This window comes from Microvirga ossetica, from assembly GCF_002741015.1.
GTDB lineage: Bacteria > Pseudomonadota > Alphaproteobacteria > Rhizobiales > Beijerinckiaceae > Microvirga > Microvirga ossetica.
The window spans coordinates 5,498,335-5,519,410 of sequence record NZ_CP016616.1; the positions used below are offsets into that span (position 1 = coordinate 5,498,335).

At 65.6% G+C, this 21,076-nt stretch carries 21 protein-coding genes; 11 read left to right on the forward strand and 10 right to left on the reverse strand.

The features are described from left to right. Positions 1–417 precede the first annotated feature (417 nt). From BB934_RS26195 to BB934_RS26220, 6 genes are all read left to right on the forward strand, one after another. The gene (locus BB934_RS26195) at positions 418–1,875 is read left to right on the forward strand and encodes an AraC family transcriptional regulator (protein ID WP_099512289.1); all 1,458 of its coding nucleotides are present in this window, start codon (positions 418–420) and stop codon (positions 1,873–1,875) included. Positions 1,876–2,110: 235 nt separating this feature from the next. Further along, positions 2,111–2,482, forward strand: coding sequence for a hypothetical protein (locus BB934_RS26200; RefSeq protein ID WP_099512290.1), 372 nt, complete (start codon positions 2,111–2,113; stop codon positions 2,480–2,482). A 214-nt stretch (positions 2,483–2,696) separates the two neighbouring features. Further along, the gene (locus tag BB934_RS26205) at positions 2,697–2,963 is read left to right on the forward strand and encodes a hypothetical protein (RefSeq protein WP_099512291.1); all 267 of its coding nucleotides are present in this window, start codon (positions 2,697–2,699) and stop codon (positions 2,961–2,963) included. A gap of 654 nt (positions 2,964–3,617) precedes the next feature. Continuing rightward, positions 3,618–4,457: a neuromedin U gene (locus BB934_RS26210; RefSeq protein ID WP_099512292.1), complete on the forward strand. Its 840-nt coding sequence runs from the start codon at positions 3,618–3,620 to the stop codon at positions 4,455–4,457. 367 nt (positions 4,458–4,824) lie between these two features. After that, complete coding sequence (locus BB934_RS26215; protein WP_099512293.1) at positions 4,825–5,208, forward strand: hypothetical protein; 384 nt, start codon at positions 4,825–4,827, stop codon at positions 5,206–5,208. A 93-nt stretch (positions 5,209–5,301) separates the two neighbouring features. Then, a complete protein-coding gene (locus BB934_RS26220) occupies positions 5,302–5,811 on the forward strand; it encodes a glutelin (RefSeq protein ID WP_157934316.1) in 510 nt (169 codons plus the stop codon). A 118-nt stretch (positions 5,812–5,929) separates the two neighbouring features. Here BB934_RS26220 and BB934_RS26225 read toward each other — a convergent pair whose 3' ends face one another. The 9 genes from BB934_RS26225 to BB934_RS26265 form a co-directional block, all read right to left on the reverse strand. Further along, positions 5,930–6,742, reverse strand: coding sequence for a hypothetical protein (locus BB934_RS26225; protein WP_099512295.1), 813 nt, complete (start codon positions 6,740–6,742; stop codon positions 5,930–5,932). A gap of 132 nt (positions 6,743–6,874) precedes the next feature. Further along, a complete protein-coding gene (locus BB934_RS26230) occupies positions 6,875–7,144 on the reverse strand; it encodes a hypothetical protein (protein ID WP_237050108.1) in 270 nt (89 codons plus the stop codon). 41 nt (positions 7,145–7,185) lie between these two features. Further along, complete coding sequence (locus BB934_RS26235) at positions 7,186–8,250, reverse strand: HAD family hydrolase (RefSeq protein ID WP_173909495.1); 1,065 nt, start codon at positions 8,248–8,250, stop codon at positions 7,186–7,188. A 76-nt stretch (positions 8,251–8,326) separates the two neighbouring features. After that, positions 8,327–8,611, reverse strand: coding sequence for a hypothetical protein (locus tag BB934_RS26240; protein ID WP_237050109.1), 285 nt, complete (start codon positions 8,609–8,611; stop codon positions 8,327–8,329). Between the two features lie 42 nt (positions 8,612–8,653). Further along, a complete protein-coding gene (locus BB934_RS26245; protein ID WP_099512297.1) occupies positions 8,654–10,249 on the reverse strand; it encodes an arylsulfatase in 1,596 nt (531 codons plus the stop codon). Between the two features lie 159 nt (positions 10,250–10,408). After that, a complete protein-coding gene (locus BB934_RS26250) occupies positions 10,409–11,059 on the reverse strand; it encodes a hypothetical protein (protein ID WP_099512298.1) in 651 nt (216 codons plus the stop codon). Positions 11,060–11,191: 132 nt separating this feature from the next. Next, positions 11,192–11,563, reverse strand: a complete 372-nt coding sequence (locus BB934_RS26255) for an Ig-like domain-containing protein (RefSeq protein WP_099512299.1) — start codon at positions 11,561–11,563, stop codon at positions 11,192–11,194. Positions 11,564–11,688: 125 nt separating this feature from the next. After that, positions 11,689–13,344, reverse strand: a complete 1,656-nt coding sequence (locus tag BB934_RS26260; RefSeq protein WP_237050381.1) for an arylsulfatase — start codon at positions 13,342–13,344, stop codon at positions 11,689–11,691. Positions 13,345–13,441: 97 nt separating this feature from the next. Continuing rightward, positions 13,442–14,413: a formylglycine-generating enzyme family protein gene (locus tag BB934_RS26265; RefSeq protein ID WP_237050382.1), complete on the reverse strand. Its 972-nt coding sequence runs from the start codon at positions 14,411–14,413 to the stop codon at positions 13,442–13,444. A gap of 460 nt (positions 14,414–14,873) precedes the next feature. On the opposite strand from BB934_RS26265, the gene BB934_RS26270 reads away from it, so the two are divergent. From BB934_RS26270 to BB934_RS26280, 3 genes are all read left to right on the forward strand, one after another. After that, complete coding sequence (locus BB934_RS26270) at positions 14,874–16,619, forward strand: sensor histidine kinase (protein ID WP_157934317.1); 1,746 nt, start codon at positions 14,874–14,876, stop codon at positions 16,617–16,619. Between the two features lie 132 nt (positions 16,620–16,751). Next, positions 16,752–17,384, forward strand: a complete 633-nt coding sequence (locus BB934_RS26275) for a response regulator (protein WP_099512302.1) — start codon at positions 16,752–16,754, stop codon at positions 17,382–17,384. Positions 17,385–17,499: 115 nt separating this feature from the next. Beyond that, a complete protein-coding gene (locus BB934_RS26280) occupies positions 17,500–18,645 on the forward strand; it encodes an AraC family transcriptional regulator (protein WP_157934318.1) in 1,146 nt (381 codons plus the stop codon). Here BB934_RS26280 and BB934_RS26285 read toward each other — a convergent pair. Beyond that, a complete protein-coding gene (locus BB934_RS26285; protein WP_099512304.1) occupies positions 18,640–19,071 on the reverse strand; it encodes a helix-turn-helix domain-containing protein in 432 nt (143 codons plus the stop codon). The genes BB934_RS26280 and BB934_RS26285 overlap by 6 nt on opposite strands. A gap of 477 nt (positions 19,072–19,548) precedes the next feature. On the opposite strand from BB934_RS26285, the gene BB934_RS26290 reads away from it, so the two are divergent. Further along, positions 19,549–19,785 carry a GAF domain-containing protein gene (locus BB934_RS26290; protein WP_099512305.1) on the forward strand — a complete coding sequence of 79 codons (237 nt, stop codon included), beginning with the start codon at positions 19,549–19,551 and terminating at the stop codon, positions 19,783–19,785. 30 nt (positions 19,786–19,815) lie between these two features. Next, positions 19,816–20,856: a sensor histidine kinase gene (locus BB934_RS26295; RefSeq protein WP_099512306.1), complete on the forward strand. Its 1,041-nt coding sequence runs from the start codon at positions 19,816–19,818 to the stop codon at positions 20,854–20,856. The last annotated feature ends 220 nt before the right edge of the window (positions 20,857–21,076 follow it).

Consider the following 21,076-nt stretch of genomic DNA (forward strand, 5'->3'; position numbering starts at 1 on the left):
CATGCCAATCGTCGACCGTTCTGCATCGAGACCCGGCTGCGCCGAGGCCGGCCTCCTGGGAAGCGTTGCTGGCCTGGCAAGTCCCAGATCCCCATCCGTCCGGCCGTTACCGCGTCAGGATCGCAGGCGGCAACGGCGCGCGAGCATCATGCGCGCATCGGTCGTCCTCGCCTTGCTCGGACTGCTCTGCGGCTCGGCAATCGTGATGAGCGAGAGGCCCCAGCCGCCACCTGGTGCTGCGCCGGTCTCGCCTCCTGCCGTGGCCCAAGCGCCTGTGCGAGCACACGCCAAGGCCTGGCCCGCTCTGCCGGCCTTGAGCCTCAGCGAATGACGTCCTGCCTTGGCCGGAGAACCCCGGCGAAGCCACCGCCGACAACCGGCTGGTAGCCGACCTCAATACCGATTCAGGAGTTCCCCATGCCAGAAGTTGCTGACATTCCATTGGGCCTGAGGCGCGGCCGACCGCCTTCTCGAGCGGCACAGGCCTCTCCCGTGGCAGCACCGGCGCGCGCGCTGCCGGCCGGGTACGTCCAACTCGGCATGGCCAAGGAAATCGCCCCGACCCTGCGCGCGTTCGGCCTCGATCCCGATCCGATCATCCAGGCGGCGGGGCTCGACCCGCGTCTGTTCGAGGATGGCGCCAACCTGATCCCGCACCGGGCTCTGGGCCGGCTGTGCGCGTTGAGCGTGTCGCATACCCAGTGCCGGCATTTCGGTCTCCTGGTCGGCCGTCGGGCGACGATCTTGTCGCTGGGGCTGGTCGGCCGCCTGATGCTGCACTCGGAGACCTTCGGGGATGCGTTGCGCGGTCTGGTGGCCCATCTCAGCGTGCAGGACCGGGTCATCGTCCCGTCGCTCGACGTGGCCGGAGACACGGCCGTTTTCAGCCACGCCGTCTATCAGCCCGGGATGGAAAGTGCGGATCAGATCACCGACGGCGCCATCGCCTGTGCGGTCAACGCCATCCGGGCCCTGCTCGGGGCGGACTGGGCGCCGTCGGAGGTGCTGCTGGCCCGCGGCCAGCCGGCGGATACGGATCCCTATCGGCGGCATTTCCGGGCACCGGTCAGGTTCGATCAGGAGATGGCCGCGCTGGTGTTTCCGAGCCGCTGCCTGGAGCGTCGCATTGCCGGCGCTGATCCCCTGTTGCGGACCATGCTGGAGGAGCGGATCCAGCAACTCAAGGGCGCTCAGGGCCCCGAATTCCCGGACGACATCCGCCGGTTGCTGCGCGTGCGGCTGACGAGCGACCGTTGTTCGGCCGATGCCGTCGCCGATCTGCTGACAATCCACCGCCGCACCCTAACCCGCCGCCTGAAAGACGGGGGCTCAGGGTACAGGGACATCTCGAACGAGATCCGGTTCGAGATCGCGCGTCAGTTGCTGGAGGACACGACGGTGTCGCTGGGCGAGATTGCGGCGGCGCTGGGCTACTCGGAGGCGAGCGCCTTTACGCGGGCCTTCCGGCGCTGGTCCGGCGAGACCCCGACCGCCTGGCGGGCGAAGCACCGCCGCGACGGGCAGCGGAGCTCACACGAGCCGCAAGGCGGCCCGTCCCAAAGCGCAACGACCAGGGGAGAGCAGTCGATGAAGAGCCATCCGATCGCGGCCAATCGAGCAAACGAGGCCATCGAATTGCGGTCCAACCTATTCCGGCACAAGTGGCAACCGGATCTGTGTTGTGCGGTGCCTGAGCATCATCCGGTCCCGAACTTTGTCACTGGCGAGCAGTGGGACTTCGAGGGCACCTGGGAAGGCCCGATCTCTCCACCCGGGTTGAATCCGACGACAGCCGAGCCTGGTATGCGTTTCAACGGCTTTCATCTGTTCCAGAGCGTTGGCACTCATGGGAGGTTGGCCCTCATGAGAGTCTGACGAGGTCGGACTATCCCGCGGCGGTTGGCTGCCGCGAGGCGAGGAATGCGAATTGCAGCGGGATGACGGACGCAGCGGGCTCCTGCTGTTCAGACGCGACTCCGCTGGGACGCGGTCTAAAACAGCCTTCCGCAACAGTTCTCCTCTACTGGAGCGGCCCAAGGGTCAGCGAAGTGTGGGTCGACGGCCGCATCGCCGCACCGGCCATGTCGGAACGCCAAAGGGAGACCGTGTCATGAACCGCCTGCTGGTCAGCCTTTTCCTTGCCGCGCCATTGATCCCGGTCAGCACCACGTGTATGGCGCAGTCGCAGTTCGATGGGCGCTGGAGTGTCCGTGCCATCCCCGAGAAGGGTGCCTGCCGGAGGGCCCATGATTACACGGTCGTGGTCGAGAACGGGGTTCCTCGCAATGCCGTTTCGCGGCGCACGACGGACAGGGCGACCGGCGGGCTGGAACCGGACGGGCATGTTCGGGTCAGCCTCCAACGCGACAGGGCCCGGGTCGCGATCACAGGGAAGCTCGCGGGGCGTTCGGGTTCCGGCACATGGACCCTTGCGGGGAGCATGGCCTGCTCGGGACGCTGGACCGCCTCCAAATGGGGCTGATCCGTCGCATGGTCAACGCGAACCGCCGGGCTCGGCCCGGACGGGTGCCGCCGCGGAGAGGCCGACGGCGATAGCGAGCGGCACGCTCATCAAAGGTGCGTCCCGCCGCAGGTGGGCCTCTCGGCCGGAAGGTGTATACTGCCCCGGGACCTGGACCTACCGGGTCGGCCGCAGTCCAGGACGGGGTCGGCATCCTCATTCGGGAGTTATCTCGATGCAGCGTTATCTGTGGCTCGTCACCCTCGCTTCCCTGATCACCGCAGGTCCCGCCCTGGCGCAGGACAGCAATCGGCCGTTCACGCCCTCGGGGGAAATCCAGATCCCGTCCGGGGCGGCGATTGATCGAATGCTGGACAGCAATACCGTGCCACCGCCGGACAAGCAGTTCTCGCCCAATGATGCGAAGGCCATCCAACAGATGGACCAACGCGCCAAGCGGATCGATCAGAAGGTCATGAAGGGCATCTGCACGGGGTGCTGATCCCCGATGCGTCGAGCGTGACGGAGCCTGGATCGTGAGAGCGCTGAACCGCCTCCCGCAACGCCGGTGATCCTTAGGCCGTGCGTCTTTTTCCGTCTGGCTGATCCAAAGGATACCGCGACAGCAGGCTGGAGCCTTGCCGACCCGCGGTGGAGTATCGATCAAGCACCGGCCAGCGTGCCCGTGGACATCGCTGTCGGGCGGCGCGATTCACACCTGACTTTCAGCCTGATGAAGGCGGCCGTGGCCTTGGCGCGAATGACCGGATTTGGCACGTTCCGGACGGGGGGCGAACTTCCGCTTTGGACAGGAACATCGGACGTTCCTGTCAGTGAACGAATTTCACTACCTGACCCCAAGCAGACCTTCCACTGCTCCGGGTCACCATTTGTGAAAAGCTTGATCAGCCTGAAGACTGTACCGCATTACGCAATGCTTCGGCTTCCGGCCGGACACTCTCAAAGGCTTATCTGATAAGGGCCTCAACCTGCCGCCTGCGGCTCGCGTGTACCCGAACAACCCGTCTTGCCGTCCTGTGACCCGTGAACAACAGGCTCCAACTTTGCGCAGGCCCGGCGGCCTGCGCCTATGCCTCCAAGCGGAACTCTGCTTGACTGGCTGCGGGCGGGCTGGAGAGTTCGGACGGAGCACCTCATGACGGAACGACGCACGACCTGCGGCCTGTTGGCGCTGTGGCTGGCGCTCGCCATGTCCCCGGGCTTCGGAAGCTCTCTCGCCTTCGCTCAGGAGCAGCACGAGGCAAGCACGAGCGATCTCGCCAAGGCGGCGCAGAACCCCATCGCCGACATGATCAGCGTGCCGTTCCAGAACAACTTCAACTTCCATGTCGGCCCGCACGAGCAGCTCCAGGACGTCCTCAACATCCAGCCCGTCATTCCGATCACCCTCGACCGGGACTGGAACCTGATCACGCGCTTGATCACGCCGGTGATCTCGCAACCGCCGCTGACGGTGACGGGCGAGCGCGAGTTCGGCCTCGGGGACATCAACCCGAGCTTCTTCTTCTCGCCCAAGCAGCCGACGCACGGCATCATCTGGGGCATCGGCCCGACCTTCGTGTTCCCGACCGGCACCGACAAGACGCTCACCCAGGGCAAGTACTCAATCGGCCCGGCCTTCGTCGCCCTGACGATCCAAGGCCCCTGGGTGGTCGGCGTGCTCGTCAACAACGTCTGGTCCTTCGCGGGCAAGAGCAACCGCGGCCCCGTCAACCAGATGTTGTTGCAGCCCTTCGTGAACTACAACCTGCCCGGCGGCTGGTACCTGACGTCGTCGCCGATCATCACCGCCGACTGGGAAGCCGGCGACGGCGACCGCTGGACCGTGCCGGTCGGCGGCGGCTTCGGGCGCGTGTTCAAGATCGACAAGCAGGCGATCAATGCGCAGCTTGCAGCCTACTACAACGTCGCAAGGCCCACCGGGGGCGCCGACTGGCAGCTCAGGGCCCAGGTGCAGCTCCTGTTCCCGAAATAGGTGCTGTCAACGGTAGGGACGCCCCTTCAATGCGATAGGGCCGCGTTCAGGATTTGCGGTGCGCAACGCGCCACACCGTCGGGGTGTGCCGCGTCCAGCTTTGGAACGCCCGCGCGAAGGCGCCTGGCCCGGAATGGCTGGGCGCCGCCTCAATTTGGTTGGGGCCGGTGATCGACTCGAGGTGACGAGCACGGGTGCGGATGTCCGCATGAGGTTAGGAATCCTCCGGAGCCTGGATCTTGCCAGCCCCCTGTCCCGGCCGGTCAAGCTGGTGTCTCGTTCTGTCAAGCCGAGCACTTTCTTCCGTGCGAAGCTGCTGGCGTCGGAGTCATTCCTGCCACGATCCCCGGCCGCCTGGAGAGAAGCAATGCAATTCCAATCGATTCTGACGCTCGGCGCGATTAGCCTCGTCCTGGCCGCGTGCCAAACCCCGCAACAGGCCGTGCAGCAGAAGGAAGATCTGCTGGCGGCAGCAGGATTCACGCTTCAGCCGGCCAATTCGCCCGCGCGCATTGCCGCCATGAACAAGCTCCCGCCGAACAAGTTCGTCCGTCAGACCTCAGGCGGGACCGTGGTCTATGTCTATGCCGATCCTGCGGGGTGCCAGTGTGTCTATTTCGGCAACCAGACGGCGTGGTCGAACTATCGGAGCGCTGTCTTCGCCAAGCAACTGGCCAATGAGCAGCAGATGACCGCGATGATGAACCAGGACGCCTTCGATTTCGGGCCGTGGGGCCCCGGCTTCTGGTAGGTCGTTCCTCCGCGCTCGAATGCTTGATCTCCCACCTGGTGTGGGGACGACATGGGGCGGACCATCGACGATGATGTGCTAGAGGAGGAGGTGATGACCGTCAGATTTGTCTTGCTTCTGGTCCTGTCCTGCGGAGCCGGACTCGCGGGCTTGATCATTCGACCGGCCGATGCCGCAGCCTTCACCTGCCCGGACACCGTGACGTCGGATGCGCCAAGGAATGCTTCTCCCCTGAGCGATCTTTACTCGGGGGCAAATGATGCCACTGCCGGCAATCGTCTCAGTGAGCTCATGGCTGACCTCCGCAAAGGTGGCATGAAACCTGCTCTCATCGTTGACCACCTGGTGGGTGCCTATTGCCCGCTGGTCGCAAACGACGGCAGCATCTCGGACAAGCAAAAGGCCGACCGGGTTCGGCGGTTCGCGCGGCAGGTGACGGGATTGGCCTACGGGCCGTCAGGCCAGGATGAGCTGGATGTCCTCGTCGATGTGCCCCTGATACCGACGCTGCTTGGCCAGGTGGACCAGGCGGCGGCCAAGGCTGGGTTGTCCCGGGATGCATGGATCGAGCGGGCGATCAAGCAACAGTTGACGCTGCCGTGACGCCGCAGCTTCGATTTCGACCTCGGGCCGACGCCATCCAAGCGGACCTGAGGCGTGAGCCAGGACATGGAGCATCGAATGGGTCCCGGAAGTGGCCTCCTCTTCCGGGACCCATGCTCTAGTAGCACGGCGGATAGGGGTAATAGCCGCACCGGCCATATCCGTAGTAATAGGGGGACGCCGCGGCTGCTCCCAACGCAGCTCCGGCGGCAAGGCCAGCCGCTGCCCCGGCACCCGCCCCATACCAGGCACCGCGATAGACGGGGGCGTGCCAATAGTTGCCGCCAGCCCAGGCGCCGCCACGGTAGCCGCCGACGTGCACGGCGTCGAACCCACCGGCGTGGAACCCGCCCGCGTGGAAGCCCCCAAAGCCGCCGGCGTGAAAGCCGCCGAACCCGCCCGCATGGAAGCCGCCGCCGCCGAAGGCGGCGAAGCGGTCGATGAACAGTGCAGCCGGTCCGCTCGATCCGGCCAGACCTCCCTCCAGCACCACGACGTCGAAGGTCAGGTTCCCGCCTTCGAGCTTCGGCGTCTTCAGCGTCACCACGGCATCGCTGACCTTCGAGCCGTCGCCGCCCAGAACGGACACGGTGGCGTTGGGCGGATCCTTGGCGAAGCTGTCCTTGCCTTCATCCCACTGCATGATGAACTGCTCGGTCATCACGTGACCGGCCGCCCGCACCGGCCGATCGGCGAACACGATCGAGTTCGGCGCCACGCCGGTCAAGGTCAGCTTGCCGCCCTCCAGCTTCGCGCCCGCCGCGTTGAGCACGGCGAGCGAGGGGACCGGACCCGTCGGCGTGGTCTGGCCGATGCTCTTCTCGAGCGGCACATGGGGTTTCATCGTCGCGTCCTGAGACAGCGCGATGGCTGGCACGAGCAACAGGCCGACGACAAGGACAAGGTTAGACGCGCAGCGTTTCACGGGCATGGTTCATCTCCCTGATGGGGACCGAAGTCGTACGCAAAGGTGATCGGACAGAGCCTGCCACGGACGAACCAGTCCTGCTTGACCGGATAGGCCATCGACTTGACCGATCGGGACAATCCCGTTGGCCTCCGATCAATCGAGCTTCTCGACCCGGGCCGCCATGTCGGGCGTGAGGCGCATCCGGTAGGAGGCGTTGCCGCACCGCAGATTCCACACGGTCTCATCCGGCTTCGAAAGCTGGGCGTCCCGTTGCGCCGTCGCAGGTTCATCGCAGCGATGACCCTGCAATCGCAGTTGCGCCGCCAGGGTTTCCGGCGGCGTCGCCTGGGCCGCCGCATCGCGACCGCCGGAGACGAGGAGCGCAACGGTCAATGCTCCGATGAGAAGTCCATGCCACGCCATCAGTCGACCTCATTGATTGCCCGCACCCTGCCAGCGGGATCCTATTCGAACGGGAAGATGCGCTTCCAATCGTTCCTCATGCTGATCACCGACCATCCGTCCTTCCTGGCCTCGCCATAGAGAGCGGCGGTGAGGGCGCCGACCTTGGTGTCGGGCAGGCCCGCGGCCGGGCCGTAGGCGTATTCGCGGGTGGCGTCATCGTGCAGAACCAGCATCTTGAGCCGGGCGCCGGCACCCGCACCAGTCCATTCCAGCATCTCGCGGTCGCCGTTCGAGTTGCCGAAGGCCGCCTGGGGACGGCGGCCGATCATCAGGTGAATGCCTTCGGGCTTGCCAGCGTTGTTGTCGTTGAGCAGCAGCTTCGGCTCCTTGGTCAGGAACGGCTTGCCGTCCTGGCCATAGCCGTACTTCGTCGCGCCGGCGGTGCCGACCACCTGCTCGGGCGGGATGCCGTAGACCCGTTCCGAATAGATGCGCACGAAGTCCTGGCCGCCGCCGGTCACGATGTAGGTCTTGTAGCCGTTGTCGCGCAGATGGCGCAGAACTTCGAGCATCGGCTGATAGACCAGCTCGGTGTAGGGACGCTGCCAGCGCGGATGCCGGGCCGTTTCGAGCCAGCGCAGGGCCTCGGCGTTGAACTCGTCGACCGACATGCCGGTCAGCGTCGCGGCGAGAATGATCTCGAGGTCATGCATCGACAGCTTCGCCATCGCCTCCCGATTGCCGGAGAGGACGGTCTTGAAAGGCTCCGCATTCCTGAGTTCTGGCCGCTTCGCCACCACCGCCGGGACGCGATCCAGGCAGTAGACCACCTGCGAGTACATCGGATGCTCGACCCACAGCGTCCCGTCCTGGTCGAAGGTTGCGATGCGTTCCTCCGGATGGACGTAGCTCGGGCTGGCCTGGTCGGTGGTGACCCGCACGAAGTCGAGGATGGCCTGCTTGGCTGCCCCATCGTTCCACGACGGCAATGGGCCGCCCGCGGCCGGCGCCTGCGCCTGCGCCGCCGCGGGGACGGGACGAAGCAGCCCGGGCAGGACAGGGAGCACGGCCAAGGTCGAGAGCATGACGCGGCGGTTGATGCCGGACGGTGTGATCGGATCCATGTTCAAGCCCTTTCAGATGCGGAATGACCTGGTTGAGGAGCACGACGGGAGATTGTCAGTCTCCGCCAACCCGGCGTCAGAAGTCGTCGGAGCTGTCCTTGCAGCGGTAGCCGATGAAGCATTGCGGGTTGTTCGAGCTCGGCACCCATGCCGGCTCGGGGAACTGGCCGACCAGGCATTCCGCGCCGCTCCTGACGAAGCGGGCATAGGTCTGCGGGCTGGTGTCGAGGACGACCGCACCTTCCCGCATGACGAGTTGGCGGTTGGCGCCGCATGTCCGCTGGGATGTCGGCGGCCCGACCTGTGCCGTTGCTGCCGTTGCAGTCAGGGCGAGAGCAAGGACTGTCAGTACGCGTCTCATCACAGTTTCCTCCTCCAAGCCCGAAAGGGCGGTTCATCGGAGCTAGTTGCTGGACGGCGGATTCCTGAGCTTTTCCATCGCCTGTTCGACGGAGAAGGAGCCGGGCCGCTGGCGCGGCGGGAACTGCTGGAAGCTCATCAGATGTTGCGCGACGAGTGCCTGGGCCGGCACGAGCACGAAGGCGTGTTCGATGAACCACCTCACGTAGTCTCCGGCCTCATGCTGCGCCCGCTCGAACGGATCGGAGCGCAGGTTGAACAGCATCGGCAGGCGCAGCTCCACCATCGGCTGCGCCCATACATCAAATCCCTCCGCCTTCTGTTCCAGGAAGGCCGCCTTCCACTGGTCGTAGCGCAGGCCGGCGAGGTTGCCGTCATCGGTCCAGTAGAAGAATTCACGGCGCTTGTCGGGGCCCTTGCGTCCGAGCAGGTCGCGCTGGTCATAGCCGTCCAAATGAACCTTGAAGGTCTTGCCGGCGGCCTCATAGCCTTGCAGGAGCTTGGCGTTGATATCCGGCTCGCCGGCCGCTGACACCAGCGTCGTCGCCCAGTCCTCGGCGGAGACGATGTCGTTGATCTCGGTTCGCGCCGGCACCTGGCCCGGCCACCGGATCATCGCCGGCACACGGTAGCCGCCTTCCCAATTGGTGTTCTTCTCGCCGCGGAACGGTGTCGTGCCGCCGTCGGGCCACGAGAACGTCTCGGCGCCGTTGTCGGTGGTGTAGATCACGATGGTGTTGTTGGCGATGCCGAGATCGTCGAGCTTTTTCAGAAGCTGGCCAACCTGGCCGTCGTGTTCCACCATGCCGTCCGGATAGATCCCGAGCCCGGTCACGCCCTGCGACTCCGGCTTGAGGCGCGTCCAGATGTGCATGCGGCTCGGATTGAACCACAGGAAGAACGGTTTTTGATCCCTGTTGGCACGGTCGACGAAGTCGAGCGAGGCCGCGAGGAATTCCTCGTCGATCGTTTCCATGCGCTTCTTGGTGAGCGGCCCGGTGTCGTCGCATTTCTGCTTGCCCCAGGGGCCGAAGCGCGGATCGTCGCCAGGGGTGTCGGTGGCCGTGGCAGTGCACTTCAGGACGCCGCGCGGTCCGAACTGCGCCCGGAAGGCGGGGTTCTTCGGATAGTCCGGATGCTCGGGCTCATCCTCGGCGTTCAGATGATAGAGGTTGCCGAAGAACTCGTCGAAGCCGTGCACCGTCGGCAGGAATTCGTTGCGATCGCCAAGATGGTTCTTGCCGAACTGGCCCGTCGCATAGCCCTGAGGCTTGAGCAGGTCGGCAATCGTTGGATCCTTGTCCGACAGGCCCTCCTTTGCTCCCGGCAGCCCCACCTTCAGCAGCCCCGTCCGCAACGGGCTCTGTCCGGTGATGAACGCGGCGCGGCCGGCGGTGCAGGATTGCTGGCCGTAATAATCGGTGAAGACGGCGCCCTCGTTGGCGATGCGGTCGATGTTGGGTGTGCGATAGCCCATCATGCCGCGGTTGTAGGCGCTGATGTTCCAGAAGCCGATGTCGTCGGCCATGATCATGACAATGTTGGGCCTCTGCGGCTGCGCGTTCGCCGGCGTGCTGAGCGCCATCACGGAGGCGAACATCGTGACCAGGCCGACCCGGATCTTTCCACTGGCTTTCATTTTTTCAGGCCTCGCATCTCAAGGGTTTAGGTAGGCAAACGGGATCCCGCATACTTGCGGCAGTTCACTCCGCGCGCCTGGCCGATCGCGCTTTATCGATCTGAACGAGAACCTGGCTGGGCGTGTGGCTTGCCGGATCCCGCGTCAGCGCAAAGACCCTTATTCGTTGCCGCAGGGCGAATACGGGTAATAGCCGCACACATTCGGGATGACGGCCGAATTCTCGGCCGCATAGGCCGCACTTGCATTGGAGACACTCCCTCCCCTGTACCAAGCGCCATGATAGACGGGAGCGTGCCAGTAGCGGCCAAAGTCATCGATGAACAGGGCCGCGGGGCCGCTCGCCCCGGCCAGGTTGCCTTCCAGCACCGCAACGTCGAAGGTCAGGTTGCCGCCTTCGAGCTTGGGTGATTTCAGCGTCACCACGGCGTCGCTGACCTTCGAGCCATCGCCGCCCAGGACGGACACCGTGGCGTTGGGCGGATCCTTGGCGAAGCTGTCGTTGCCCTCGTCCCATTGCATGATGAACTGCTGCGTGGCCACATGACCGGCCGCGCGCACCGGACGATCGGCGAACACGATCGAATTCGGTGACACGCCGGTCAAGGTCAGCTTGTTGCCTTCCAGTTTCGCGCCGGCCGCGTTGAGCACGGCGAGCGACGGGACCGGACCCGTAGGCGAGGTCTGGCCAATGGCTTTCTCGAGCGGCACATGGGGTTTGATCGTCGCATCCTGCGCGAGCACCGCACCTCCTGTCGCGCAGAGGCCACTGGTTATCAGGATAAAGCATGCGAATGACTTGCTGAGCATGGCGGAAACTCCTCTCGTCCAGTCGGCTTTCTTCGGCATCCCTGCACCAAACCGTCGTCATCGATGCGAGCGCGTGAGGACGGTGGACGCCGAGACCCAGCGATCCCGGCGCCTCCCATCGGTTGCCCGCTGCTACTTCACGGTCACTTTGTAGCTGAGCACGGACGTGCCGGGCTTCTGGTCGATGCTCTGTCCCTTCGCCGTGATCGCGAAGCTATCCGGGCCGCGGTAGCCCGCAGTGGGCTCATAGGTCCACGTATCCTTATCGACCATCTTTACGGTCCCGTGCTGGGGCCGCTGGCTGAGCTCCGAACTGGCGAGCGTGCCTTGAGGGCTGATGTCGGACATGCAGCCCTGGGCCTGGACTTCGAAGGCGCCCTCCATGTTGGCTCCCATGATGGCCCGATGGGCCTCGATGATGCACATGCTTGGAGCCTGGGCAAAGGCCGGGCCGAGGAACAGGAACGCCAACGGGAGTGCTGTGAATGACAATGACTTCTTCATGACAGTCTCCTCTCTATTCCTCTGAAAGCGATCGAGGTCCGCCCCCACACAGGGTTTTCTTGTTGGCTTGCGATCGGCGGGCACCTGGTCTGAGCGGCGTCCGCCGATTCTTGCTTCCGCTCAGGTCACTGACCCGGATGGGATTGCGGCTTTTTGAGCTGCTCCATCACCTGCTCGAGGTTGTAGCTCGCCGGATCCTGCATCGGCGGGAACTTCCTGTAGGTCTCGAGTTCCCTCAGCCAGAGCGCCTGGCCGATCGGCAGCATGTTCCAGTCATAGACGTAGGCCGTGGCCGGTCCCGCGAGGGCGCCGCCCATCCCAAAGAGCGTCTTGATCTGCTCCCCGATCGACGTCTCGAACGGATCGCGCTTGATGTTGACGACCTGGCTCCAGTGGTAGGGAATGACGCCGGCGAGGAACCCGGCCGGCGCATCGGACACCATCGCGAAGTAGATCTTCCAGTTCTTGTAGCGCACCGCGGACGGGTCCTTGCCCGAGTAATAGAAGAAGGTGTCGCGCGCCGACTTTGCCGATCTGCCCTCCAGGTAGGCGCGCTGATTGACGCCGTCGAGCGTCGTCTTGACGATCCCGGGATACTCGCCCCGCTCGATCTGGGCCTTCAGGTCGTTGCCCTTGGCGCCGCCGGCGATATCGACGAGCGTCGGCAGCCAGTCGAGGGACGCGAAGATGTCGTTCTTGATCGTTCCCGGCTCGATGTGTCCGGGCCAGCGCACGACGAGCGGGGCGCGCATGCCGCCCTCCCAGGTGGACAGCTTGCCGCCCTTGAAGGGCGTAGTGCCGCCGTCGGGGAAGGTGATCGTCTCGGCGCCGTTGTCGGTGGTGAACGCGATGATCGTGTTGTCGAGCTCGCCCATCTCCTCGAGCTTCTTCAGCACGTAGCCGATGTTGTCGTCCATCTGTTTCATGCCGGCTTCGTTGACGCCCCAGTCCTTGCCGCCGGGCTCGCCCACCATCCCCATGTACTTGTCGTTCAGCACGGTCGTGACGTGCATGCGCGCGGGATTGTACCAGGCGAAGAACGGCTTCTGGGTCTTTTCGGGGTCGTTGCGGTCGAGGAAGTCGATGAGCTTGGCCGAGATCTCCTCGTCCACGCCCTTCGAGCGCTCGAGCGTCAGCGGCCCTTCATCCTTGCAGGTCTGGTTCGCCGCAGTTCCATCCGACGACCGGCACGAGAGCACCGGACGCGGTGGCGTCAGGCACACGGTGGTCGCAGGATCGACCGCCGCAGGATCCTGGGCCAGCCCCGGGATCGGCGTGTTCCGGCAGGGCGGCGCGACCGCCTGCTCGGTCGGCGTCTTGTTGATGTCGGGGAAGCTCACCCCCTGCATGGCATCGAGGTGGTAGAGGTAGCCCCAGAACTCCTGGAACCCGTGCGCGGTCGGCAGCGCATCGGTGTGGTCGCCGAGGTGGTTCTTGCCGAACTCGCCGGTGTTGTAGCCGAGGTCGTGCAGGAACTTGGCGATGGCCGGCGTGCCGGGCCGCAGATAGGACGGGCTGCCCGGCAGTTGCGGCGGGATCATGCCGGTCCTGAGCGGATGCATGCCGGTGAAGAAAGCGTTGCGACCCGCCGTGCAGCTCTGCTCGGCGTAATAGGTCATGAACTTCGCACCCTCCCGGCCGATGCGGTCGATGTTCGGCGTTTCGCCGACCGCCAGGCCCTGGTGGTAGATGCTCGGCTGCATCCAGCCGATGTCGTCGCCCATGATGAACAGGATGTTGGGCTTCCGCTGCGGGGCCTGCGCGACGGCAGGCGCGGCCATCGCGGCGGACATCAGGGCCGTGGCCCCGATCAGGGCAGCCTTGGCCCGCATGTGTCGGAAGCGCGATCTATCGGCATTGGTTCGTGAGGACGCACGATCACTGGTCATGGGCTCTTCCTCTCTCTCTGATAATGCAGCGGAAGCCGACATGGCTCGTCGAGGTGTCGACCGGCTGCGGGTGACGCGCCGCCGGACGGTAGCGGCGGCAGTAATTGGGCGCACACAAGTGTGAGCCGCCCTTCAGCACCCGGCGCGGAATCCGGGTATCGGGCTCGCAGGGCGCGTAGCTCTGGTCCTCGCGCCCGCCGCGCGGGTTCTCGGGAATGCAGCACGCCTTGGCTGCATCGGCCGGATGCCTCGGCGTGTAGTAGTCGCTGGTCCATTCCCAGACATTGCCGATCATGTCGTAGAGGCCGTAGCCGTTCGGTGGGAAGGCGGTGACCGGGGAGGTGCGCTCGTAACCGTCGAGACGCGTGTTCTGGAATGGAAAGGCGCCCTGCCAGGTGTTGGCCATCTGGTGGCCGTCCGGCGCGAAGTCATCGCCCCAGGCGAACTCCGCCTGGTCCAGTCCGCCACGGGCGGCGAACTCCCATTCGGCCTCGGTCGGCAGATCCTTGCCGGCCCATCGGGCATAGGCCGCCGCATCGTCATAGGCGACATGCACGACCGGATGGTCGTCGAGACCCTTGATCGACGAGCCCGGGCCGTAGGGACGTCGCCAGGTCACCCTGGGCTTGAATGCCCACCACTGGCTGAAGTGATGCAGATCGGCCGGATAGTCCGGCGGGCTGAACACGAGCGAGCCCGCATGGAGCAGGTGAGGCAGGGCGCCGGGATAATCCTTCGGGTCGGGCGCGATTTCCGCGACGGTGATATGACCGGTGGCTTCGACGAAGTGCCGGAACTGGCGGTTGGTGACAGGTGTGCGGTCGATCCAGAACGCATCGACGCTGACGCGATGGACAGGGGACTCTTCGGGATAATGCTTGTCCGACCCCATGCGGAACGTGCCGCCGGGAATCCGGATCATGCCGCCGTGTTCCGGCTGCCTGTCAATGATATCGTCCATCGAATCGACGAAGTCCGCGTCAGTCATGACATCCGTCCTCGAGAAGGTGTGCGCTGTCAGCGTGACGTGCTGGCGGACGTGGCTAAGGCCTTACCTGAGTGCCCGCATCGTAGACGAGTCGGCGGAGCCTGCTTGACCAAACGAGACATCCGCTTGACCGATGACGACAACCGCAAGAATCGTTGCTCCCGTCCCGGCATGTGGGCAGTGTCATCCCGTTCGCGGCCGGGGTCTATTGGGGTCAATCCTGAAATCGATGGAGGCAGACCCTGATTTGTGCCCTGGGATCGCATCGCTGATCGGTGACGGGGCCAGCCGGGTCGGTATGGCGGCCGTTGTTCGGGCTCCGGATCGATCCCGGTCGACAGCGAGCCGGTTCAGGGTTTAACCTACGGTATTGGACGAGGGCTCGTCGCGACCCGGTCCTGTTGCGTTGCTCTTGCGGCCGGAGACCGCCGTCATGAGCAATCGCACCGTCCCGGTGGTTGCGCGATCCCTCTCGGCCATGCCGCTTCGTCTGCGGCAGCGGATTGCCCTGACCTTCATGGCCATCACTATCGCTGCGTGCGTCGGCGCCGCGGCCCTGTTGCTCTCCCGCGCGGCCGAGGAGCGGCGCGCGATGGAAAGCCGCGCCCTGGAGGCGGCCAAGGCGCTCTCCTTCGGCTTCGATCAGGAGGTCGCCGCAGTCAATTACCTGCTCAAGGGTCTGTCCAAATCCCCGGCGCTGCTCTCTGGCGACGTCAAGGCCTTCTACGACCAGCTCGAGGCCACCCCGGTCCCGGAAGGCTCCTGGCTGGTCCTCAACGACCTCGAGCGGCAGCTCGCCAACACCTTGCGTCCGTTCGGATCGCCGCTGCCACGGCATGTCGACTTCCCGAACTACCAAGAGCAGCTTGACCGGATTCGGGATCGAAGGTGGTCCGTCTCCGGCCGGATGCTGGCCCCCATGAAGGGCAGCATCGTCGTGGCCCTCAGCCTTCGGCTCGACGGTCCGGACGGACGGATGAGCGGCCATCTGTCGATCGTCCTGACGGAGGCGCGGCTGGGAGCGATCCTCGATGACCAGATGCTGCCGGCCGGTTGGGTGAAGGGACTCTACGACCGCAAGCTCCAGCCGATCGTCGCCGACCGGGACGGCTACCAAGGGTCCGACCTGCCGGCACCGGAAGCACTCGCCGCCCGCCTCGCCGATGCCGGACCGGACAGCACGATCACGGGGACGGTCGAGGCCGTGGATGACCACGGATCCCCGGTCCTGGTCGCCTTCCGCCGTTCGGGGGCGACGAACTGGACGAGCGTGGTGGTGGTGCCGCTGGCCGATCTCAATGCACCAATGATTGCCGCTTTGTGGCGGATGGCTGGGCCCGCATCTCTGCTCCTGCTTGCCGGGGGGATTGCCGCCTGGTTCACGGCCCGCCAGGTCGAGCAGCCGCTCCGGACATTGTCCGATCAGGTCGCCGGTGCGAAGAACCAGGTCAACGAGTTGTCCGGACAATTGCTCGCCCTTCAGGAGGAGGAGCGGCAGCGCATCGCCCGCGAGTTGCATGACTCGACGGCGCAGCACCTCGTCGCCGCGAACCTCGGGCTGTCGGGCCTTGAGGCCCAGGTCCGGCAGAGTCCGTCAGGCCGCAAGACTCTTGCGGATGTGGAAAGCCTGCTCGCCGAGGCGCTCAGGGAGTTGCGCATCTTCACCTATCTGCTGCATCCGCCGAACCTGGCGCACGACGGCCTCCAGGCCACGCTGCGGGATTTTGCCGAGGGCTTCGCGGGGCGGACGGGGCTCGTCGCCCGCATCCGCATTCCCGAAGAGGTCGACGACCTGCCGCCGGAGCTCCAGCGGGCGATCCTGCGCGTGGTGCAGGAGGCCCTCACCAACGTGCATCGGCACGCCGATGCCTCGCACGTGTCGGTCAAGGCCCGGATCATGTCCGGGCGGCTGGTGGTCCGCATCCGCGACAACGGACATGGGATCATCGGCCCGACCCGGCCGAACGGATCGATCCGGCTCGGCGTCGGCGTGACAGGCATGCGGGCCCGCCTCGAGCAGTTCGGCGGCGACCTGAGGATCCGGTCGGGCCGGGGTGGAACGAGCGTCGTCGCGATGATCCCAATCCCTGGATTCGGCCGGGCGTCGCCGCAGGCCGGACGCCTGCGGCTGCCGTGGCTGTCGGGCCGGCCCAGGGCGGACGGCGGCGCTCCCTCCTGAAGATTCAGGGTCTGCCTCCGGCAGTTTCAGGGTTTCGCACCAGTGAGGCACATTGCTTGGCAGTGTATGCTGCCATGGCACTCGGGCGCACCGGATCGGCCGCAGGCCTGGGGCGCGGGAGGACGTCTCGCCATGACACGCATCCTGATTGCTGACGATCATGACGTGGTCCGCTCCGGTGTCCGGACCATCCTGGAGGGACATGAGGGCTGGGAGGTGGTCGGCGAGGCCCGGGACGGCAAGGAGGCCATCGACAAGGCCCTGGCGACCCGGCCGGATGTCGTGATCCTCGACTACTCGCTGCCGCTGGTGAACGGAGTCGAGGCGACCCGCCAGATCCGGGCCCGCGTGGCCGGCGCCGAAGTCCTCATCTTCACCATGCACGACACGGACGGCCTGGTGCGGGACGTCCTCGAGGCCGGCGCCCGCGGTTTCCTGCTCAAGTCCGATGCCAGGCAGTTCCTGATCTCGGCGGTGGAGAGCCTGGCCGCCCACAAGCCGTTCTTCACCGGCAAGGTCTCCGAGACCCTGCTCGAGACCTACCTGGCGAAGGGATGCACGCACGAGGCCGGACTGACCGCCCGCGAGAAGGCCGTCGTGCAACTGATCGCCGAGGGCCGGACCAACAAGCAGATCGCCGACCTCCTCAGCATCAGCACCAAGACGGTCGAGACCCACCGCGCCCTGGCCCTGCGCAAGCTCAACCTCGACACCACCGCGGCCCTGATCCGCTACGCGATCCGCAACAAGCTGGTGGAAGCCTGATCGCGATCCTCGTTCATGCCGCCGTCGGCATTCCGAGGTGCCGGGCCTGCGGCCGACCCTGTCGGTACCTGATCCAGGTCCGGGCAGGGATGACCCTTCTCGGCAGGAGGCTGCCATGAGACGACCGTCCACACCTGCGTTGATCCAACTGCCGGATCGGGCAGGCCTCGACGGCCTGGCCGCGGGGGGACCCGCGACCGGACCCTCCCAGAAGGCGGTGGCAAAAGGCGTGATCCGCGTCGGCGTTGCCTGTGAGGTCTGTCCTCTCCTGCGCGAGTTCGAAGTGGATCCTGGCGCGGTGATCCGCGAGGCCGGTCTCGATCCAGAGCTCTTTGGCGACGAGAACAACGTCATTCCCTATGCCGCCCTGGGCCGGGTGCTCACCGTCTGTGTCGCGCACACGCACTGTCCGCACTTCGGCCTTCTCGTCGGACAGAGGGGAACGCTCTCGTCGCTCGGCCCGATTGGAGGCCTCCTGCAACACGCGCCGACCGTCGGCGAGGCCCTGTCGGCCCTTGTCAGGCATCTGCATCTGCATGACAGCGGCGGCGCTCCCACGCTGTTGATCGACGGGGATGTGGTGACCCTGGGCTACGCGATCTACGAGCCGGGCGTCGAGAGCCCCGAGCAGATCGCCGACGGCGCCATGGCGGTGGTGACGAATGTCATGCGAACGCTGTGCGGATCCGGTTGGGTGCCGGACGAGGTGCTGCTGCCCCGTCACCGGCCGGTGGACCTGGGAGCCTATTGGCGCGTCTTCCGGACGCCGGTGCGCTTCGACCAGGAGACCGCCGCCCTGGTCTTTCCGACGCGTTGGCTCGACCACCGCATCGCGGACGCGAATCCGATCTTCCGCCAGGTGTTCGAGGCCCATGTCCGGGAGCTCGAGGCTGCCGGAGCGGGCGATTGGAAGGAGACCCTGCGCCGCGTGCTGCGAACCGAGATCCTGACGAACCGCTGCTCGGCCACGACGGTCGCGGAACGCTTCGCCCTGCATCGCCGCACCATGAGCCGACACCTGCAAGCCGAGGGTGCGGGTTTCCAGAGCCTGGTTGACGAGACGCGGTTCGAGATCGCACGCCAGTTGCTGACCCAGACCAGGATCCCACTCAGCGAGGTTGCCGTGGCGCTCGGCTATTCCGAGGCGAGCGCCTTCACGCGGGCCTTCCGCCGCTGGTCGGGGCAATCCCCAGCGGCCTGGCGCTCGGAGCATGGGCCAGCTCGGCAAGGATGGTTGGGCCATGGGCGTGCCTCATCATGACGATGCCCCAGGTACCGTTTGACGGAGTATCGCTCGCCTCCTGGGGAGCTTCCGCCTCCGGGCATGGCTCGCCCGCCAGGCCGAGGGAGACTGCCCCGACCAGCGCCGGAAGGCCCGCGTGAAGGCGCTCGGCTCGGAATACTTCAGCATGACCGAGATCTGGTCCAGGGCGATGTCGGTGTTGGCCATCAGGTCACGGGCGAGCCCAAACCGGATCTTGTCGACAATCTGCTGGAACGTGACGCCCTCGCGGGCCAGGTGCCGGCTCAAGGTGCGGTGGTGCATCGAGAACCGGCGCGCGATCTCGATCGAGGTGCACGGTCCCTTCAGCAGCTCTTTCTCGAGCACCCGGCGCAGATCATCGCTGAAGCCGCCTGAAGGGTTGCCCGTCCGTGGCTCGATGTCGATATCGCGTCTTGAGGTCATCGCCGTCGACCGAGGCCGACGGCAGCCAAGGCATCCCTCATGGTGAGCCCCGTCTAGTTCCCCGTGCCGACCGACCCGGCAGGAGCCGACACAGAATTCCTATCATAGCCGCGCAAAGCCCGTGTGCTTGATCGATCAGGACGTTCCGTTGACAGATCTGGACATCTGGCTACGACCGCCACACTTCGCGAGCACGGGCTTGACGGGTCCAGGATCCTGACAAGCGAGGCTTGCCAAGGGGCACTCCTCAACATCGATCTACCGATGGGTGGGGAGGTTTCCTATCCCGTCTCACCCTGATTGCCAGCCATCGGATGGCTCCACGGGTGCATCCGGTGTCGCCAATTGCCAAGCACACGTCGCGAACGGTCAAGCGGGAGGAGGCGAATCTCTGTAGTCTGGCTGCGCCTTGGCACGGCCGGGGTGGATCAGTGCGCGTCATTGAAGTGCGTCCTCGGCCACATGCGGTGAAACCTCATGGTTCGCTCCAGGCCACAGGCGATCCACGGGGTCGAGATCGGCGAGGCCGTCGGGTCGTGCGGGACCGCCGCGCACCGTGGAGAGGCCGTCTTCGTGACGGACATCGCGACCGACCCGCTGTGGGGTGCATTTGCGGAGCTGCCGCTGGCGCACGGCTTGCTCGCATGCTGGTCGATCCCGATCAGGGGAGCGGACAGACGGCTGCTCGGGACCTTCGGCAACTACTACCGCTAGCCGCGCAGCCCCACGGTCGGCGATCTCGAGGTGATCGCGCACGTCACCCAGATGGCCGCGCTCGTCATCGAACGCCATCTGTCCGATCAGGCACTGCGCGAGAGCGAAGGGCGCTTCCGCACGCTCGTCGAGCTCAGCCCGCAGGTGGTCTGGTTCTGCGCGGCCGACGGCCAAGTGACATACTGCAACCCATTCTGGCACGCGTTCTCGGGCCTCACGCTCGAGCAGACGCGCAACGGCGGCTGGGCCAACCTCATTCATCCGGATCACCAGGACGCCATCGTCCGCCGATGGCAGCATGCGCTCGGCTCATTCACGGCCTTCGAGGTCGAGATCCCCTTCCGGCGGTCCGGCGACGGGGAATATCGCTGGTTCGTCGTCCGCGCGAGCCCCGTCCATGACGCGAACGGCGAGGTCGTCCAGTGGATCGGCATCGCCCTCGACATTCACGAGCGAAAGCAGGCCGAGGAAGCACGCGAGCTGCTGACACGGGAGCTGTCGCACCGCATCAAGAACGTCTTCACGGTCGTCGGCGGCTTGGCAACGTTGACGGCCCGCCGATATCCGGCCGCCATGCCATTCGCCAGGGAGTTCCAACAGCGCATCGGCGCTCTTGCGAGTGCGCATGAGCATGCCAGCCCTCAAGGCCTCGCCGGATCGGGCCGGCATACGTTCCAGGATCTCGTGGCCAAACTGCTGACGCCCTATGCCGGGCATCTCCATGACCGGTTTGACATCTCGGGAGACGACGCGCTGGTCGGAGGCAATGCTGCCACGGCTCTTGCCCTCATCATCCACGAGCAGGCCACCAATGCCATGAAGTATGGCGCTCTCTCGACCGACATCGGCCGCATCCGCATCCAGGGCCGCCGGTCGGAAGGCAGCTACAGGATCATTTGGAGCGAGAGTGGCGGACCAACGGTTCCCGGTCCGCCGCAGCGGCTGGGATTCGGCAGCGTGATGGCAATGCGGAGCTCGACCGAGCAGCTCGGCGGCGGGATCGAACACGAATGGGCGCCTGAGGGACTGGTCATCCGGCTGACGGTGCCGCTCGCGAATCTTGTCCGGTGATCATGCATGGCGGATGCGATCTCGGGCGAGGCTTTTGCGACGCAGTGGTCAGGGCAATGTCGACGCTTGCTGGCGGCCTGCGCGTAGGCTCGTCGAGCACGAAGGTCCCCGAGCTTGCGTCGTTGGGCGATGCATGTCTCGAAATGTCAAGCCGATGGCTCGGAAGGTCAAGCGGATGGTGCAGGCTGGTGTAGTCTCAACCTCATGCGCACACATCGTC